Genomic DNA, 16,832 nt, shown 5'->3' with positions numbered 1-16,832 from the left:
TCTAGGATTGTCTGGCGCCTACGTCCAACCTCGTGTCCCGCGCCTCTCGGCCGGGTCGGTGTCCGTGTCGCTCTGACTCGACAAAAGTTACGCGAACAAGAACACAGCGTCAAATCCCCAGGTCAGCTGCATGCGTCGCGGAACTCCCGCAGGTCGCGGGCCGCACGCACCGCCCTGGGGGCGCGAATCCATCGAATCACATCGATGTGACGCGCGCCACCCCTGGCGATCGACTCAGGCGGGCAGTACCTGGATGCCTGCGAAGTTCCGCTTGCCGCGACGGATGACCAGCCACTGTCCGTGCAGGAGGTCGGTCGCCTGCGGCTCCCAGTCCTCGGCGCTGATGCGCTGGTTGTTCACCGACGCACCGCCCTCCTTGACGGCCCGGCGCGCCGCGCCCTTGCTCTCACAGAGACCGCTGGTCACCAGCAGGTCGACGATGGTCGTCGCGTCGCCGGGACGCACCTGCGCGACCGCCGCCTCGCTCAGCGCGGCGGCGAGGGTCGACTCGTCCAGTTCGGCCAGCTCGGCCTTGCCGAACAGTGCCTGGCTGGCGTGCTCGACGGCGGCGGTGTTGTGCTCGCCGTGCACCAGTGTCGTCATCTCCGCGGCGAGCCGGCGCTGCGCCGCCCTGGCCTGCGGCCGCGTGAGCGTCTGCTCCTCCAGCTCGGCGAGCTCCTCCTGCGTGAGAAAGGTGAACCAGCGCAGGTAGCGGACGACGTCAGCGTCCGCGGTGTTCACGAAGTACTGGTACCAGGCGTAGGGACTGGTCATCTCCGGGTCGAGCCACAGGCTGCCGCCACCGGTCGACTTGCCGAACTTCTTGCCGTCGGCCGAGGTGACCAGCGGGACCGTGAGCGCGTGCACCGACTCCCCGTCCACCCGTCGGTTGAGCTCGACGCCGGCGATGATGTTTCCCCACTGATCGGACCCGCCGACCTGGAGCGTGCAGCCGTACTCGCGGCGGAGCTGCAGGTAGTCGTTCGCCTGCAGCAGCATGTAGCTGAACTCGGTGTACGACATGCCGTCCGAGTCGAGCCTGCGCTTGACCGTGTCCCGCGCCAGCATGACGTTGACCGAGAAGTGCTTGCCGACATCGCGCAGGAAGTCGATGGCGGTCAGCTTGCCGGTCCAGTTCATGTTGTTCTCGATGACGGCGGCGCCGGGACCCTCGAACTCGACGAAGCGCTCGAGCTGGGCGCGGATGCGTCCCGCCCACTCGGCGACGGTGTCGGCGGAGTTCATGGTGCGCTCCCCCACGTCGCGCGGATCACCGATCAGCCCGGTCGCACCGCCCGCGAGCACGATCGGTCGGTGGCCGGCCATCTGGAATCGCTTCAGCGCGAGCAGCGGCACCAGGTGACCGGCGTGCAGGCTGGGGCCGGTGGGGTCGAAGCCGGCATAGAGCGTGACCGGACCGGCATCGGCGTCGCGTCGCAGCGCGTCGATATCCGTGGATTGCTGGATGAGGCCACGCCAGTGGAGTTCGTCGATGATGTTCGCAGTCACGCCTTCGATTCTCTCGCACCAGGGACGACGGGTGCACGCGGGCTGCGACGGTAGGTGGAAACCGCGGAGGAGGCGGGATCCCACAGCCGCCAGGCCCACTCGGCTGCCCGACTCACCCCGACGCGCGGACCCTCGGCGTGCTCGGGCAGCGGATCGAGCCGCAACCGAATCGCGGACCCGGCGGCAAAGAGATCGGTTCCGTTGTCCGCCAGGGTGATTCCGAGTGCCTGGCCGAGTTTTCCCGGCCCCCGCGCCAGGTCGCGATGGCGCTTGTCCTGGCCACGGCGCCGACGCACGATGTCCTCGCCCTCGATCACCTCGGCAGCCCTGAGCAGGACCGCGCCCGCGGTACCGACACCCGCGCACGAGACGTTCATGCACAGGTGCAGCCCGTGACTGAGGTAGACGTACAGCCGGCCGGCGGGCCCGAACATCACGGCGTTGCGCGGAGTCGGCCCCGGATAGGAATGCGCGGCCGGGTCCGGCCACGGCCCCGCGTCGTCGCTGCCGTACGCCTCGACCTCGACGACTCGCACCGTGACGCCGCCGGTGGTGAGTCGGGCCCCGAGCACCAGACGTGCCGCCGTGAGGGGGTCCGCGGCGGCCAGCTCTCGCTCCGACATCTCGCCGATTGTGCCTCGAAGTCGTCCCCGCCGGGGTGTTGACACCCCACCCACAACGGGCAGAGAATTCATCCAAGGATGATTTCATCACTCGATGAATTGAGGCTCCGATGCCCGAATCGACGGCTCGCCCGGCGATCGAGATCTCCGATCTCGTCGTCCGCCGCGGCAGAAACGAAGTGCTGCACACGCTCAACCTGAACGTCAGGAGCGGTTCCATCACCGGCCTGCTCGGCCCCTCCGGCTGCGGCAAGACGACCCTGATGCGGGCGATCGTGGGAACACAGATCGTCGAATCGGGCTCGGTCACCGTGCTCGGCGAGCCCGCAGGCTCCGCCTCGCTGCGGCACCGGGTCGGGTACGTCACCCAGTCGCCCACCGTCTACCTCGACCTCTCGGTCCGCGACAACGTCCGGTACTTCGCCGCCCTGTACGGCCGTCCGGCGGCCACCGCCGCCGAGGCCATCGACGCAGTCGCGCTCGGCGGCTACTCCGATCAACCGGCCGGGCAGCTCTCCGGCGGCCAGCGCGCCCGGGTGTCCCTCGCCTGCGCCCTGGTCGGAAATCCGGAACTGCTCATCCTGGACGAACCGACCGTCGGGCTCGATCCGGTGCTGCGCGCCGACCTGTGGGATCGGTTTGCCGATCTGGCGGCAGGCGGCACCACGCTGCTCGTCTCCAGTCACGTGATGGACGAGGCCGAACACTGCCCGGAGCTGCTGCTCCTGCGCGAGGGCAGCGTGATCGCGCAGCTCAGCCCCGACGAGCTGCGCACCGAAACCGGACAGTCCAGCCTCGAGCACGCCTTCCTCACCCTGATCCGCACCCGCACCGTGGGAGCGCAGCAGTCATGAACGCGCGGATCTACACCGCCAGCACCGGACGGATCCTCCGCCAGCTCCGCGCCGATCACCGGACCGTCGCGATGATCCTGCTGGTCCCGGCACTGCTGATGACGCTGCTCTACTTCCTCTACGTGAACGTGCCGACGCCGCCCGGCGAGCAGTCGCTGTTCGATCGGATCGCGATCACCATGCTGGGGATCCTCCCGTTCGTGGTGATGTTCCTGGTCACCTCCATCGCGATGCAGCGCGAACGGAGCTCGGGCACCCTCGAACGGCTGCTCACCACCCCGATGTCCAAGCTGGACCTGCTCGGCGGCTACGGCACCGCGTTCTCGCTCGCCGCCGCGGCGCAGGCGGCGCTCGCCTGCCTGGTGACGTTCGGGCTCCTCGGTCTCACCACGGCGGGCAGTGTCGGGCTGGTGGTGCTGATCGCGGTGCTCGACGCGGTGCTCGGCGTCGCGCTGGGACTGCTGTGCAGCGCCTTCGCCCGGACCGAGTTCCAGGCGGTCCAGTTCATGCCGGTGATCGTCATCCCGCAGCTGTTCCTGTGCGGCCTGCTGGTGCCGCGCGACCAGCTGCCGCAGTGGCTGGAATGGATCTCGAACGTAATGCCGCTGAGCTACGCCGTCGAGGCCCTGCAGCAGGTCGCGCGGTACCCCGGCAGCACCGCGATGATGTGGCGCGACCTCGGCGTCGTCGCCGGCTTCGCGGTCGTGGCGCTGTGCCTCGCCGCGGCGACGCTGCGCAGGCGAACGCCATGACCTCCCGCAGCCCCGCCGGGGCGGTGGCTCGATCCGGACGCAGGCCCGGCAATCCGGACACCAAGGAGCTCATCCTCACCGCAGCCCGGAATCAGTTCGCGGACACCGGCTTCGAGAGGACCTCGGTGCGCGCGATCGCCGCGGAGGCCGGTGTGGACTCGGCCCTGGTGCACCACTACTTCGGTACCAAGCGTGCGCTGTTCCTCGCCGCGGTCGACATGCCGGTGGATCCCCAGGTGATCCTGGGGACGGTGCTCGGCGCCCAGGACGGGGAGATCGGCGAGCTGCTGCTGCGCGGCGTGCTCGGGGTCTGGGAGTCGCCGCAGGGCACCGCCGTGCTGGCCGCCTTCCGCGCCGCGATCTCCGGCGAGTCGACGGGCCTGGTGAGCAACTTCCTCACCGAGGTGATCCTGCGCGAACTCGTCGGGCGGTTCGACGACCCACCGGGAAGCGGCCCACTGCGGGCCACCCTGGTCGCATCGCAACTGTCCGGGCTGCTGATCACCCGGTATCTGCTCCGGCTCGAACCGATCGCCTCGCTGTCCGTCGACGAGGTCGTCGTCCTGATCGGCCCCACGGTGCAGCGCTACCTGACCGGGGCGGTGGACTGACCTAGCCTGCGGCCGGGCCGCCGGCGCGCGCGAGCAGCGTTTCGTGCTCGTCGTCTCCCACGCTCCGCGCCTCGTCCACCAGCAGGACCGGGATGCCGTCCTCGATGGGGTACGCGCGGCGCAGCCGAGGGTTGTAGAGCAACTCGTCGCCGACGAGCAGCAGGGGACCCTTGTCCTGCGGGCAGGCCAGGATGCTCAGCAGGGTGGGATCAAGCGCCACGGAAGGTCCTCTCGAGCGTACGAAGGGTGCGGTCGGCAACAGCCGATGTCGTCGGTAACGCTACCCGGCTACCCGGTCAGTGCCCGACTCCCCTGCTCCTTCAGCTCCGCGATCACCGCCCGGGTCAGGCGGCGATAGCCGTCCTTCTCCGGGTCGTAGTACCACGAGCGCACACCGGGCTTCGGCAGTCCGGCCGCCTTGAGCGCGCTACGCCTCGGCCGGTACGAATTGCTGATCGCGATCTCCTGGACGACGTGGATCAGATCCGGGCGCTGCGCGGGCTCGAGGTCGGCGAGGGCATCCGCCAGATCGACTGCACTGAGCGAACTGTCGGGGAGCAGTGTCAGGGCGGCCACCGCCAGCTCCTCGTCCCCGACGACGACCCCGTAGGCCACAGCGCTGTCCACGCGCTCGATCCCGCCGAGGGCGTCGACGATCGGCTGCCCGAACACCGGGCCGCGCTTGGCCCGGACCACGGCGTTCTTCTCGTCCATCATCCAGTAGTCGCCGTCGGCGTCCATGGTGAACAGGTGCTCGGTCGGCACCCAGGCATCGCCCGCGCCGAACACCCCGCGCATCGCGCCGCTGATCGCCTCGTTGTGGGTCGCGTGACCGAGCAGCAGCCCGACCTCCCCCACCCCGCACTCACGAACCAGCCCCTCGTCGTCGACCAGGTACTCGCCGCGGACCGGGTCGTACGCGGCAATCCGGACCGGGGTGCTACCGGGCAGCGGGCGTCCCTTCGAGCCCGGCTTGGCACCCGAGACGTTCGCGAGGACCACCGCGCCCTCCGTGGAGGCATAGAACTCGAGGACCTGCGCCGGCTCGAATCGCTCCATCGTCCGCAGCCACAGGCCGCGCGGCATGCCGGAACCGATGAACAGGCGGATCGGGTGCCCGGGTCCGATGGGCAGGTCCTCGCAGTTCACCAGCTCACGCATCATCGTCCACGTGTAGGCGACCACGGTCACGCCGTAGCGGTGCACCTCGGCGGCGAACTGCGCGGGATCGAGACCCCGGGTCAGCGCGATCCTCGAGCCACCGGCGATCGCGCCGCCGAGCGTGGCCAGGAGTACGGACGAATGGTAAAGCGGAGCAATCGAATACACCGTGTCACCGCGGCCCAGATTCGCCGCTGTCGCGGTACCGAAGGCGGACAGCGCCCAGCGGTGGTTGGTGATGTGCTTCGCCTCGAGATGGCCGCCGGACCGGCTCAGCAACACGAAGGCGAGCTCCTGTGCGCGTCCGGGGTTCGGTCGGTACCACGCCGGCAACTTCACCTTCGACGGGTCGATCTTCTCGAGATCGATTGTGGCCGAGTCTGGTTCGGTTTCCAGAACCCGCGACTCACCGCCACCGAGGACCAGCACGTCGACCCCGAGCGAGGTGGCGGAGCGCAGGTTGTCCGGGTCCGTGATGATCGTCTGGACCCCGCCGAGGCGCACCGACGCGGACAGGTCGGCGGTCGGCGGCAGCATGACGACGACGGCGCCGATCCGCGAAAGCGCCGCGATCGCGATGAGCGCGCTCGGCCTGGTCTCCATGAGCACGCCGATGCGTTCGGCGGGACGGACGCCCGTCGAGATCAGCCCCCGCACCACGTTGTCGATCCGGGTGTTGACGGCCTCGTTGGTGTACACCCGGTCGTCGAACAGGAAGCACTCGCCCTTCGGCGACTTGGCGCCCGCCTCGGCCAGCAGCTTGCCGAGCGAGATCGTCGTGTGCGGCTGGATCTGCCCGAGCCTGGCCAACCGGGGCAGCACCCGGATCGCCTCGGCGGACAATTCCCTTGTTCCGCGCATCGTGTGCGAGGTGATGTCCAGCACGCCCCTGGTGATCCCGACGCCCACCTCGGCGATGGACGCCCCGGTGTGCAGGATCCGATCACTCACCGAGACCCCGGTCTCCGTCGCAGGCTGATCCTCATAGGTCATCTCGTCGACGGTCTCGGGTCGGGGCCCGAGCCCCTCCCGCCAGCGCACCCATTCGCCCGCGGTCGGCCAGGTCTGGGTGGCCGCGGCGGACCCGACGACGAGCCCGAAGTGGCCTGCACGCAAGGTGGATTCGAAGACCTCGGCACGCGGTGCCGCCTTCCGGATGCCGCGCACCGCCACGGGCTGGCCGATGTCGTCGACCTCACCGACGAAGGCAAGGATCGGGCAGCTCAGCTCCGCGAGGGTGACCAGCCGCTCCTGGATGACGAAGCCGCCGGACATCATCCGGTTGTGCACGATGAACTGCTTGAGCAGTTCCGCGACGGCCGGGCCCGACCAGGCGACCCATCCCTCGGTGGCCAGGAAGCGCCGCTGCTGCTCGCGCGGCAGCAGGGCCTCCCGGTCGTGCAGCTGACGCAGGAAGTCGAGCCGGGACTTCGCGGTCTTGACGGGGTCGAGCAGCTGAAAGCCCGTGCGCGCCATCCATCCCGCGATCGAGAGCCGGGTGAACACGTGATCGGCGAGGAAGTCGGCGGCCCTGGTCGCGACGCCCTCGGGGATGCCGAGCGGGAGCGCCGCGAGCGTGTCGACGGGTGCCCCGAAGGTGATCACGCTGGCCAGGTTCTTGCACCGCCTGTAGGCGGCGGCCTGGTAGCAGAACATTCCGCCCTGTGAGTACCCGGCGAGGTGCACGTCCCGGCCGGTGTGCTCGTGCACCCGGTCGATGATGTCGCTGATGGCGACGACGTGGTCGGCCAGTGTGCGGTTCCAGCCGCCGTCCTCGCTGTCCGGCGACCCGAAGTCGACCACCCACGGATCGAGACCCATCGCGTGCAGGACACCGACGGCGCCCTGGTCCTGCGCGACGTCGTATACGTCCGCCGACATCATCATCGGCGGCACGAGCACGATCGGCGGCCGGGAGCCGTCGGCGGCCTCGTCCGCGAAGTACCGGCGCAGCCGGAACATCGGCTCCCGCTCGACGACCCGGAACTGCGAGGGACGGGCTTCCGTCTCCAGGCCACCCAGCCGAATCACCTCGAGGCCGTTCTGAGCGGTGGCCACGACACGACGCACCGAGCCGTTCAGAACCTCTGGATACCAACTCACTTCTGCGTCCCCCCAAGGGATGATCGATGGTGACTCAGATCACACTATATTCCCCGCGCGCGGCCGGTGAACGCACCCCGCCGCACGCTCTCGTCGGGGTGACTCACCGGCCGATCCAGGCGCGCCGCACGCGCGAGGACTCGCGGACGCCGCCGAGCTGGCGGGCGACCTGTACACCGGCGGTGCCACCCCGCGCGTTACGCGACGCGATCGAACCCGCGACCGTGAGAACCTCCCGCACCGCGGGCGTCAGCGCCGGATCCACGGCCGCCAGCTCCTCGTCGGTCAGCTCCTCGAGCCCGACTCCCCTGCCCTCGGCGACCCGGACGCAGGCGCCGGCCGCCTCGTGCGCGACCCGGAACGGAACACCCTGCCGCACCATCCATTCCGCGATGTCGGTGGCGAGCGTGAACCCGGCCGGGGCCAGCTCCGCCATCCGATCGGTGTGGAACTCGAGGGTCGAGACCAGACCGGTGATCGCGGGCAGCAACAGCTCGAGCTGCGCCACCGAGTCGAACACCGGCTCCTTGTCCTCCTGCAGGTCCCGGTTGTACGCCAGCGGCTGAGCCTTGAGCGTCGCGAGCAGGCCGGTGACGTTTCCGATCAGCCGGCCCGCCTTGCCGCGCGTCAGCTCCGAGACGTCCGGGTTCTTCTTCTGCGGCATGATCGACGAACCGGTCGACCAGGCGTCGGCGAGGGTGATGTAGCCGAACTCAGGGGTGCTCCAGATGATGACCTCCTCGGCCATCCTGGAGAGATCGACCGCGATCATCGCGAACACGAACGCCGCCTCAGCCGCGAAGTCCCGCGACGAGGTGGCATCGATGGAGTTCTCCGCGGAGGAGTCGAAGTTCAGCTCCGCCGCGATGGCCTCCGGATCGAGCCCGAGCGACGAACCGGCCAGTGCGCCCGAACCGTACGGGGACACCGCCGCCCGCTTGTCGAAGTCCTCCAGGCGCTGCACGTCGCGCAGCAGCGGGTGCGCGTGCGCCAGCAGGTGGTGCGCGAGCAGCACCGGCTGCGCGGCCTGCAGGTGCGTCTTGCCCGGCATCACCGCGTCGGGATGCGCGGCCGCCTGGGTGGCCAAGGCGTCGACCACGTCGAGCACCCCGGCCGCCACCCGGCGGGCCGCGTCGCGCAGCCACATCCTGAACAGGGTGGCCACCTGGTCGTTGCGGGACCGTCCGGCACGCAGGCGTCCGCCGACCTCGGGGCCGACCCGTTCGATGAGACCGCGTTCGAGCGCTCCGTGCACGTCCTCGTCGGACTCCGCGGGCGCGAACGCGCCACTGGCCACGTCCGCGCCGAGCCGGTCGAGGCCGTCCAGCATGGTGGCCAGGTCGGCGTCACCGAGCAGCCCGGCCGCGTGCAGCACCTTCGCGTGCGCCTTGGAGGCACGCACGTCGTAGGGCGCGAGCACCCAGTCGAAGTGCGTGGACTTGCTCAGCGCCGCCATGGCGGCGGCCGGTCCGGACTCGAACCGGCCGCCCCAGAGGGCGCCTTCGTTGGTGCCGTGCGCGTCGCTCATGACCTAGAGACCCAGGTCGCGCTTCGCCGCGACCTTGGAGGACAGGCCGTGGATGTTGACGAAGCCCTTGGCGTAGGACTGGTCGAACGAGTCGCCCTCGTCGTAGGTGGCGAGGTTGAAGTCGTAGAGCGACTCCGGGCTGCGGCGACCGTTGACGGTGATCGCGCCGCCGTGCAGGAACAGCCGGATGTCACCGGTGACCCGCTCCTGGGTCTTGGCGACGAACGAGTCCAGCGCGTCCTTGAGCGGGGAGAACCACAGGCCGTCGTAGACCAGCTCCGACCAGCGCTGCTCCATCTGACGCTTGTAGCGACCGAGCTCGCGCTCGAGGGTGACGTGCTCGAGCTCCTGGTGCGCGGTGATGAGCACCATGGCGCCGGGCGCCTCGTAGATCTCGCGGCTCTTGATGCCGACGAGACGGTCCTCGACCACGTCGAGGCGGCCGACACCCTGGGCACCGGCGCGCTTGTTGAGCTCCTGGATGGCCTCGAGCACGGTGACCGGCTTGCCGTCGATCGCGACGGGCTTGCCCGCCTCGAAGCTGATGATCAGCTCGTCGGGTGCGTTCCAGTTGACCGTGGGGTCCTGGGTGTAGTCGTAGACGTCCTTGGTCGGCGCGTTCCACAGGTCCTCGAGGAACCCGGTCTCCACGGCGCGGCCCCACACGTTCTGGTCGATCGAGAACGGCGACTTCTTGGAGACGTTGATCGGGATGTTGTTCTCTTCGGCGAACTTGATCGCCTTCTCGCGGGTCCACGCGTAGTCGCGGACCGGTGCGATGACCTCGAGGTCGGGCGCGAGGGCGCCGAAGCCGACCTCGAAGCGGACCTGGTCGTTGCCCTTGCCGGTGCAACCGTGCGAGACCACCGTGCCACCGTGGGCGCGCGCGGCCTCGACGATGTGCTTGACGATCAGGGGGCGGCTGATGGCCGAGACCAGCGGGTACCGGTCCATGTACAGCGCATTGGCCTGGATCGTCGGCAGGCAGTACTCGTTCGCGAACTCGTCGCGGGCGTCGACCACGACGGACTCCACCGCGCCGCAGTCGAGGGCACGCTGACGCACGACCTCCATGTCCTCGCCGCCCTGGCCGAGATCGATGGCGACGGCGACGACCTCTTTGCCCGTCTCCTTGCCGATCCAGCTGATGGCCACCGAGGTGTCCAGCCCGCCCGAGTAGGCGAGTACGACGCGTTCAGCCATGGTCTTTGTGCTCCTTCAGGTTGTAACTCTTCACAAGATCTTCAGTTGTCAGCCGACGGATTCGAAACCGTCAGGCGAGTTTCTCGATCATCTCCGCCAGCTGTGCGCCGGTGAGTGGTTCGCGGGCGATCACAAGAATGGTGTCATCCCCGGCAATGGTTCCGACAACCTCGGGCAGCGAAGCCCGGTCGAGGGCGCTCGCGAGGTAGTGCGCGGCACCAGGCGGCGTCCGCAGGACCGCAAGGTTTCCGCTGGCATCGGTGGACACCAGCAGCTCGCCGAGCAGCCGCGAGAGCCGGTCGGTGCCGCCAGACACCCCGCGGACCGGGCTGCCGTCCTCGGGCACAACGTAGACACCCGCGCCCCCGTCCGCCGCCCGCAGCTTCACGGCCCCGAGCTCCTCGAGGTCGCGCGACAGCGTGGCGTTGGAGACCTCGATGCCCTCGGCCGCGAGCAGCGCCGAGAGCTCCGGCTGGCTGCGCACCTCGTGCACCGACAGCAGGGCGGTGATCCGGGCCTGCCTGCCCGCGCGGGTCGGCGCGACGGCGACCTTCGCCGACGCGACCGCCAACGGCTTGGCGGTGGTCACGGCCTGCTCCCCGGTCCGCCCTGCTGCTCGAGCAGCCACACCAGCAGCGCCTTCTGCGCGTGCAACCGGTTCTCCGCCTCGTCCCAGACCGCGCTCTGCGGACCGTCGATCACCTCGTCGGTGATCTCCTCGCCGCGGTGCGCGGGCAGGCAGTGCAGCACCGTCGCGTCCTCGGCCGCATGCGCCAGCAGCGCGGCGTTGATCTGGAACGGACGGAACGGCCCGACCCGGTCGAGGCCGTCGTTCTCCTGACCCATCGACGTCCACGTGTCGGTGACCAGTGCGTCGGCGCCCTTGGCGCCCTCGACCGGGTCATCGGTCAGCGTGATCGTCGCGCCGGTCTGCTCGGCGCGGGCCCGGGCCGCCTCGACGATGTAGCCGAGCGGCGCGAAGCCGGCAGGCGCCGCGATCGTGACGTCGATGCCCGCCGTCACACCGCCGAGCAGCAGCGAGTGCGCCATGTTGTTGGCGCCGTCGCCGAGGTAGGTCAGCTTGAGGCCCTTGAGCTCACCCTTGCGCTCGGCGAGCGTCTGGAGGTCCGCCAGCACCTGGCACGGATGGAACTCGTCGGACAGTGCGTTCACGATCGGCACCGTCGCCCCCGCCGCCATCTGCTCGAGCCGCTTCTGCCCGAACGTGCGCCAGACCACCGCATCGACGTACCTCGAGAGCACCCGACCGGTGTCCTGCAGCGTCTCCTCCCGACCGAGCTGGGTGCTGCGGCCGTCGACGACGACCGCGTGCCCGCCGAGCTGGGCGATGCCCATCTCGAAGGAGAAGCGCGTCCGGGTGGAGTTCTTCTCGAAGATGACACCGACGCCCCGCGGGCCCTCCAGCGTCCGCTTCGCGAACGGGGACCGCTTCAGCTCCGCGGCGAGCGCGAGGACCTCCGCCTGCTGGGCAGGCGTCAGGTCGTCGTCCCGCAAGAAGTGCTTCATGGTCGTGCTCATTTCTGTTCCTCCGCCACGTCGAGGATCGCGGGCAGTGCCGCGACGAATCCGTTCGCCTGCTCCTCGGTGAGGATCAGCGGCGGGGCCAGCCGGACGACGCCCGGCTGGGCGGCGTTGATCAGGAAGCCCGCCTCTCGCGCCGCGTTCTCGACGGCGGGCGCGACGTCGGCGGTGAGCACGACGCCAAGCAGCAGCCCCGAGCCCCGCACGTGGTCCACCAGCGGATGCCCGATGCCCTCGATGCCGTGGATCAGGTGCTTGCCGAGTGCGTCGGCGTGGCCGACCAGGTCCTGGTCCGCGACGGTCCGCAGCACGGCGAGCGCGGCGGCCGCACTGACCGGATTGCCGCCGAACGTGGTGCCGTGCTTGCCCGGACTGAGCAGCTCCGCGGCCGCCCCCGTGGCAATGCAGGCACCGATCGGCAGGCCGCCGCCGAGACCCTTCGCGAGGGTCATCACGTCCGGCACGATCCCGACCGCCTGGTGGGCGTAGAACCAGCCGGTGCGCCCGATCCCGGTCTGCACCTCGTCGAGCACCAGCAACGCACCGCGTTCGGCGGTGATCCGGCGGGCCTCCACCAGGTATCCCTCGGGCGGCACGACCACACCACCCTCGCCCATCATCGGCTCCAGGAACACCGCGGCGGTGTCCTCGTCGACAGCGGCGTCGAGTGCGGCGATGTCGCCGTACGGGATGTGCTCGACGCCTGCCGGCATCGGTTCGAACGGCGCCCGCTTCTCAGGCTGGCCGGTCAGCGCCAGCGCACCCATCGTGCGGCCGTGGAAAGCCCGCTCCGCGGCGATGATCTTGCGGCGTCCGGTCAGCCGGGCAATCTTGAACGCGGCCTCGTTGGCCTCGGTGCCCGAGTTGCACAGGAACACCCGGCCCGGTGCGCCGAGGTGCGCGAGCAGCTGCTCGGCGAGGGCGATGCCCGGCTCGGTGGCGTACAGGTTGGAGGTGTGGCCGAGGGTGGAGAGCTGCGCGGTGACGGCCTCGACGACGGCGGGGTGCGCGTGTCCGAGGATGTTGACGGCGATCCCTGCCAGCAGGTCGAGATACTGCTTGCCGTCCGCGTCGGTGACCACCGCGCCCTCGCCACGGACCAGGGCCAGCCGCGGGACCCCGTAGGTGTCCATCAGCGCGTTCGACCAGCGCTGCTGCAGAGGTTCGGTCATCACTGTCCTTCCTGATTCGTGTGGGTGACCATGGTGCCGATGCCCTCGCCGGTGAGCAGTTCCAGGAGCACGGAGTGCGCCACCCGGCCGTCGATCACGTGCGCGGACGAGACTCCGCCGCGCACCGCCCGCAGGCAGGCCTCCATCTTGGGGACCATCCCCGCGTCGAGCGTCGGCAACAGCAGTTCGAGTGCGGCCGAGTCGATCTCGCTGGCGAGGGAGGACCGGTCGGGCCAGTCGGTGTAGAGGCCCTCGACGTCGGTGAGCATCACCAGCTTCTCCGCGCCGATCGCCTCGGCCAGCGCCGCGGCCGCGGTGTCGGCATTGATGTTGTGCACGACCCCGTCCGCGTCGGGAGCGATCGTGGAGACCACCGGGATCCGGCCTGCCTCGATCAGGTCGAGCACCGCGTCCGGGTTGACCGTGGTGACGTCGCCGACGAGACCGATGTCGGTGGCCACCCCGTCGACCTGGACCGTGCGCCTTGTCGCGGTGAACAGGTGCGCGTCCTCGCCCGAGATCCCGACCGCGTACGGACCGTGGCTGTTGATCAGGCCGACGAGCTCGCGCCCCACCTGGCCGAACAGCACCATCCGGACCACGTCCATCACCTCGGGGGTTGTGACCCGGAAGCCCCCGCGGAACTCGCCCTCCATGCCGAGACGCGCCAGCATGGCGTTGATCTGCGGGCCGCCGCCGTGCACCACGACCGGATGGATACCGACGGTGCGCAGGAAGGCCATGTCCGCGGCGAAGGCCCGCTTGAGGTCGTCGTCGACCATCGCGTTGCCGCCGTACTTGACCACCACGATCTTGCCGTGGAACCGCTCCAGCCAGGGCAGCGCCTCCGCGAGGACGTGCGCCTTCTCGCCGGCGGTGATGTGCTCGATGCCGTCGATGTGCCCGGTCATGACGAGTACGCCGAATTCTCTTCCACGTACGCGTGCGAGAGGTCGGTTGTGCGGATGGAGACCTCCGCGTCACCGACGCCGAGCTCGATCCGCAGCGCGATGTCGATGCCCGAGAGGTCGACCTCCCTTGCGCCCGGCGCGCCGACCCCGTCGATGCAGACCGGGTTTCCGTTGAAGGACACCGAGATCCGGTTCGGGTCGAGCTCGATCGGGGCGATACCGACGGCTGCGAGGACGCGACCCCAGTTCGGGTCGGAGCCGAACAGCGCGGTCTTGACCAGGCTGTCGCGGGCGACGGTCCGCGCGGCGACGAGCGCGTCCTGCTCGGAGGCCGCGCCGGACACCGTGACGGTGACCCGCTTGGTCACGCCCTCCGCGTCGGCCATCAGCTGGTCGGCCAGGTCGTCGCAGACCGCGAGCACTGCGGCGTTGAGCTCTTCCTGGCTGGGCGCAACGGAACTCGCACCCGAGGCGAGGAGCAGCACGGTGTCGTTGGTGGAGGTCGCGCCGTCCACGTCCAGCCGGTCGAAGGACAGCCGGGTCGCGTTGCGGAGCGCCTCGTCGAGCTGCTCGGCGGTGGCGATCGCGTCGGTGGTGACGACGCAGAGCATGGTGGCCAGCGCGGGGGCGAGCATGCCCGCACCCTTGGCCATTCCGCCCACGTTCCACTTGTTCGTGTGGTGCAGCGCCGCCTGCTTCGGCACGGTGTCGGTGGTCATGATCGCGTAGGCGGCGTCAGTGCCGCCGGAGATCCCGCCCGCCAGTTCGTGCACGATCTCGGTGACGCCCGCGAGGAGCTTGTCCATCGGCAGCCGGTCACCGATCAGTCCGGTCGAGCACACCGCGACCTCGCCTGCGCCGGTCTCGGTGCCCCAGTCGCTCAGCGTCGCGGCGACGTGCTCGGCGGTCTGGTGGGTGTCCTGGAATCCGGGCGCGCCGGTGCAGGCGTTGGCCCCTCCGGAGTTCAGCACGACCGCGCGGAGCCTGCCACCGGTCAGCACCTGCTGCGACCACAGCACCGGCGCGGCCTTGACCTTGTTGGTGGTGAACACGCCTGCCGCGGCGGTGTCCGGGCCCTCGTTGAAGACCAGGGCCAGGTCCTGGCGTCCGCTGACCTTGATGCCCGCGGCGATGCCTGCGCCTCGGAACCCGGCGGGCGCGGTGACGCCCTGGGTGCGCACGAGCTTGCCGCCCGCGACGGCGACCGAGTCGGGGATGACGGGGGTGGTGTTCACGGGGCTACTCCCACTGTCGAGAGACCATCGGTCTCGGGCAGGCCAAGGGCAAGGTTCATTGATTGCACGGCGCCGCCTGCGGTCCCCTTGGTGAGGTTGTCGATGGCGGCGATGACGACGAGAAGGCCGGCGTCGGCGTCGACCGTGACGCCGATCTGGGCGGCATTGGACCCGATCACCGCGCCGGTCTGCGGGAAGACGTGCTCGGGCAGCACGTGCACGAAAGGCTCATCGGCGTAGGCCTTTTCGTACACCTCGCGGGCCTGCGCCTCGGTGACGGTGGTCGGCGCGGTGCAGGTGGCCAGGATGCCGCGGGGCATCGGCGCCAGTACCGGGGTGAAGGACACGGTGACGTCGGTGCCCGCGAGGGGCGAGAGGTTCTGGATGATCTCGGGGGTGTGCCGGTGCACGCCGCCGACCCCGTACGCACGGGCCGAACCCATCACCTCCGAGCCGAGCAGGTCGGCCTTGGGTGCGCGGCCCGCACCGGAGGTGCCACTGACCGCGACCACGGTCACCCGCGGCTCGACGATCCCGGCCGCGACCGCGGGGGCGAGGGCCAGGCTGGCCGCGGTCGGGTAGCAACCGGGGACCGCGATCCTGGTCGCGCCGACGAGCTTCTCCCGGTGGCCCGGCAGCTCCGGCAGGCCGTACGGCCAGGTCCCGGCGTGCTCGCTCTTGTAGTACTTCTCCCAGTCCGCCGCGCTCGCCAGCCGGAAATCGGCGCCGCAGTCGATGATGACGGTGCTCTCCGGCAACTGCTTGGCGATCTCGGCCGAATTGCCGTGCGGCAGACCGAGGAACACCACGTCGTGGCCGGCGAGCTGCTCGACGGTCGTCGGCTCGAGGACACGATCGGCCAGCGGCAGCAGATGCGGATGATGCTCGCCGAGCGTGCTGCCTGCGTTGCTTCCCGCGGTGAGCGCGCCGATGGTCAGCGAGCCGTCGCGATAGGCGGGGTGACCCAACAGCAGTCGGAGGACCTCACCGCCCGCGTAGCCGCTCGCACCGGCGATGGCGACCCGGATCGGCGTGGACGCCGGGCCTGAGGAAGCTGCAGAAGTGACCATACGATTGATTATGCATCATCATGCAAGCCCATTCATAGCCAGGGCGCGGGCGGCCGTCAGACGACGAAGGCAACCCAGTAGAAGGCCCAACAGGACACCGCGGTCAAGGTCATGCCGATCGCCGCGATCCGAGCCCATCGCCGGTGCCACGCGCTGTGGGCCCCCGGATGCGGCGAGCTACCGAAGTTCCGCATCGCCCGAACGATCACCACCGGCCACAGCAGGACCGAGAAGACCGCGAAGACCAGGTGAACCGACAGCACCGACCACACCAGGCTCGACGCCGAGCCGCCCACCACGCCCGCCGACCGCTCTTCCCATCCGTTGAAGCGCACGTCCAACTCGAAGAGGACGACCGCCACCAGCAGCGCGACACCGAGCCCGAGCTGTACCGACCTGTGCAGCCGGAACCGCCTGCCGACCCTGACCTGATAGACGCTCCAACCGAGGACCGCCACCACCAGCGCCATCAACAGCACCATCATGTCCATGGCCGAGGAGGCCCTCGTGCCGAGGAAGCCGTCGATCCCACTGAAGTCGTTCATCGCCGAAACCACA

16 protein-coding genes are annotated in these 16,832 nt (G+C 69.8%); 3 read left to right on the top strand and 13 right to left on the bottom strand.

Translation table 11 applies throughout. The features are described from left to right. Window positions 1-234: 234 nt before the first annotated feature. Entirely contained in the window at window positions 235-1,509 is a 1,275-nt protein-coding gene (gene tyrS / locus ACWFRB_RS23005; RefSeq protein ID WP_452643557.1) for a tyrosine--tRNA ligase, read from the bottom strand. Beyond that, window positions 1,506-2,132 carry a DNA-3-methyladenine glycosylase gene (locus ACWFRB_RS23000; protein ID WP_452643556.1) on the bottom strand — a complete coding sequence of 209 codons (627 nt, stop codon included), beginning with the start codon at window positions 2,130-2,132 and terminating at the stop codon, window positions 1,506-1,508. The genes tyrS and ACWFRB_RS23000 overlap by 4 nt, the downstream gene beginning before the upstream one ends. A gap of 110 nt (window positions 2,133-2,242) precedes the next feature. Between ACWFRB_RS23000 and ACWFRB_RS22995 the strand changes: the two genes are divergently transcribed. From ACWFRB_RS22995 to ACWFRB_RS22985, 3 genes are read left to right on the top strand one after another with little or no spacing between them, the layout of a single operon-like run. Then, a complete protein-coding gene (locus ACWFRB_RS22995; RefSeq protein ID WP_452643555.1) occupies window positions 2,243-2,986 on the top strand; it encodes an ABC transporter ATP-binding protein in 744 nt (247 codons plus the stop codon). Further along, entirely contained in the window at window positions 2,983-3,738 is a 756-nt protein-coding gene (locus ACWFRB_RS22990; RefSeq protein ID WP_452643554.1) for an ABC transporter permease, read from the top strand. Before ACWFRB_RS22995 ends, ACWFRB_RS22990 begins: the two co-directional genes overlap by 4 nt. Next, a complete protein-coding gene (locus ACWFRB_RS22985; protein WP_452643553.1) occupies window positions 3,735-4,349 on the top strand; it encodes a TetR/AcrR family transcriptional regulator in 615 nt (204 codons plus the stop codon). Before ACWFRB_RS22990 ends, ACWFRB_RS22985 begins: the two co-directional genes overlap by 4 nt. Before the next feature lies 1 nt (window position 4,350). On the opposite strand, the gene ACWFRB_RS22980 is transcribed toward ACWFRB_RS22985, so the two are convergent. The 11 genes from ACWFRB_RS22980 to ACWFRB_RS22930 all read right to left on the bottom strand — a co-directional run bounded on the left by ACWFRB_RS22980 (window position 4,351) and on the right by ACWFRB_RS22930 (window position 16,819). Continuing rightward, the gene (locus ACWFRB_RS22980; RefSeq protein WP_452643552.1) at window positions 4,351-4,569 is read right to left on the bottom strand and encodes a Trm112 family protein; all 219 of its coding nucleotides are present in this window, start codon (window positions 4,567-4,569) and stop codon (window positions 4,351-4,353) included. Between the two features lie 68 nt (window positions 4,570-4,637). Further along, on the bottom strand, window positions 4,638-7,613 hold the full coding sequence (locus tag ACWFRB_RS22975; protein ID WP_452643551.1) for an acyl-CoA synthetase: 2,976 nt from the start codon (window positions 7,611-7,613) through the stop codon (window positions 4,638-4,640). 103 nt (window positions 7,614-7,716) lie between these two features. Beyond that, complete coding sequence (gene argH, locus ACWFRB_RS22970; RefSeq protein ID WP_452643550.1) at window positions 7,717-9,141, bottom strand: argininosuccinate lyase; 1,425 nt, start codon at window positions 9,139-9,141, stop codon at window positions 7,717-7,719. A gap of 3 nt (window positions 9,142-9,144) precedes the next feature. Beyond that, entirely contained in the window at window positions 9,145-10,344 is a 1,200-nt protein-coding gene (locus ACWFRB_RS22965; RefSeq protein WP_027503207.1) for an argininosuccinate synthase, read from the bottom strand. A gap of 70 nt (window positions 10,345-10,414) precedes the next feature. After that, window positions 10,415-10,933: an arginine repressor gene (locus ACWFRB_RS22960; protein WP_452643549.1), complete on the bottom strand. Its 519-nt coding sequence runs from the start codon at window positions 10,931-10,933 to the stop codon at window positions 10,415-10,417. Next, window positions 10,930-11,883: an ornithine carbamoyltransferase gene (argF, locus tag ACWFRB_RS22955; RefSeq protein ID WP_452643548.1), complete on the bottom strand. Its 954-nt coding sequence runs from the start codon at window positions 11,881-11,883 to the stop codon at window positions 10,930-10,932. The genes ACWFRB_RS22960 and argF overlap by 4 nt, the downstream gene beginning before the upstream one ends. Next, window positions 11,880-13,058 carry an acetylornithine transaminase gene (locus tag ACWFRB_RS22950; protein ID WP_452643547.1) on the bottom strand — a complete coding sequence of 393 codons (1,179 nt, stop codon included), beginning with the start codon at window positions 13,056-13,058 and terminating at the stop codon, window positions 11,880-11,882. The genes argF and ACWFRB_RS22950 overlap by 4 nt, the downstream gene beginning before the upstream one ends. Continuing rightward, window positions 13,058-13,969 carry an acetylglutamate kinase gene (gene argB, locus ACWFRB_RS22945; protein ID WP_452643546.1) on the bottom strand — a complete coding sequence of 304 codons (912 nt, stop codon included), beginning with the start codon at window positions 13,967-13,969 and terminating at the stop codon, window positions 13,058-13,060. The genes ACWFRB_RS22950 and argB overlap by 1 nt, the downstream gene beginning before the upstream one ends. Beyond that, on the bottom strand, window positions 13,966-15,204 hold the full coding sequence (argJ, locus tag ACWFRB_RS22940; RefSeq protein WP_452643545.1) for a bifunctional glutamate N-acetyltransferase/amino-acid acetyltransferase ArgJ: 1,239 nt from the start codon (window positions 15,202-15,204) through the stop codon (window positions 13,966-13,968). Before argJ ends, argB begins: the two co-directional genes overlap by 4 nt. Then, window positions 15,201-16,274 (bottom strand): N-acetyl-gamma-glutamyl-phosphate reductase, encoded by a 1,074-nt coding sequence (argC, locus tag ACWFRB_RS22935; RefSeq protein ID WP_452643544.1) that lies wholly within the window; start codon window positions 16,272-16,274, stop codon window positions 15,201-15,203. Before argC ends, argJ begins: the two co-directional genes overlap by 4 nt. 56 nt (window positions 16,275-16,330) lie before the next feature. Continuing rightward, window positions 16,331-16,819 (bottom strand): DUF420 domain-containing protein, encoded by a 489-nt coding sequence (locus ACWFRB_RS22930; protein WP_452643543.1) that lies wholly within the window; start codon window positions 16,817-16,819, stop codon window positions 16,331-16,333. Window positions 16,820-16,832 lie beyond the last annotated feature (13 nt).

The organism is Rhodococcus sp. NPDC055112 (assembly GCF_053607505.1).
The sequence above is the reverse complement of the archived record's forward strand: the minus strand, read 5'-3'. Positions and strand labels throughout refer to the sequence as shown.

Coding starts and splice junctions, on each gene's coding strand:
- argF (WP_452643548.1), bottom strand. CDS start 11,883: ATGAGCACGACCATGAAGCACTTCTTGCGGGACGACGACCTGACGCCT.
- argC (WP_452643544.1), bottom strand. CDS start 16,274: ATGGTCACTTCTGCAGCTTCCTCAGGCCCGGCGTCCACGCCGATCCGG.
- ACWFRB_RS23000 (WP_452643556.1), bottom strand. CDS start 2,132: ATGTCGGAGCGAGAGCTGGCCGCCGCGGACCCCCTCACGGCGGCACGT.
- ACWFRB_RS22965 (WP_027503207.1), bottom strand. CDS start 10,344: ATGGCTGAACGCGTCGTACTCGCCTACTCGGGCGGGCTGGACACCTCG.
- argH (WP_452643550.1), bottom strand. CDS start 9,141: ATGAGCGACGCGCACGGCACCAACGAAGGCGCCCTCTGGGGCGGCCGG.
- argB (WP_452643546.1), bottom strand. CDS start 13,969: ATGACCGGGCACATCGACGGCATCGAGCACATCACCGCCGGCGAGAAG.
- ACWFRB_RS22995 (WP_452643555.1), top strand. CDS start 2,243: ATGCCCGAATCGACGGCTCGCCCGGCGATCGAGATCTCCGATCTCGTC.
- ACWFRB_RS22985 (WP_452643553.1), top strand. CDS start 3,735: ATGACCTCCCGCAGCCCCGCCGGGGCGGTGGCTCGATCCGGACGCAGG.
- ACWFRB_RS22930 (WP_452643543.1), bottom strand. CDS start 16,819: ATGAACGACTTCAGTGGGATCGACGGCTTCCTCGGCACGAGGGCCTCC.
- ACWFRB_RS22950 (WP_452643547.1), bottom strand. CDS start 13,058: ATGACCGAACCTCTGCAGCAGCGCTGGTCGAACGCGCTGATGGACACC.
- ACWFRB_RS22990 (WP_452643554.1), top strand. CDS start 2,983: ATGAACGCGCGGATCTACACCGCCAGCACCGGACGGATCCTCCGCCAG.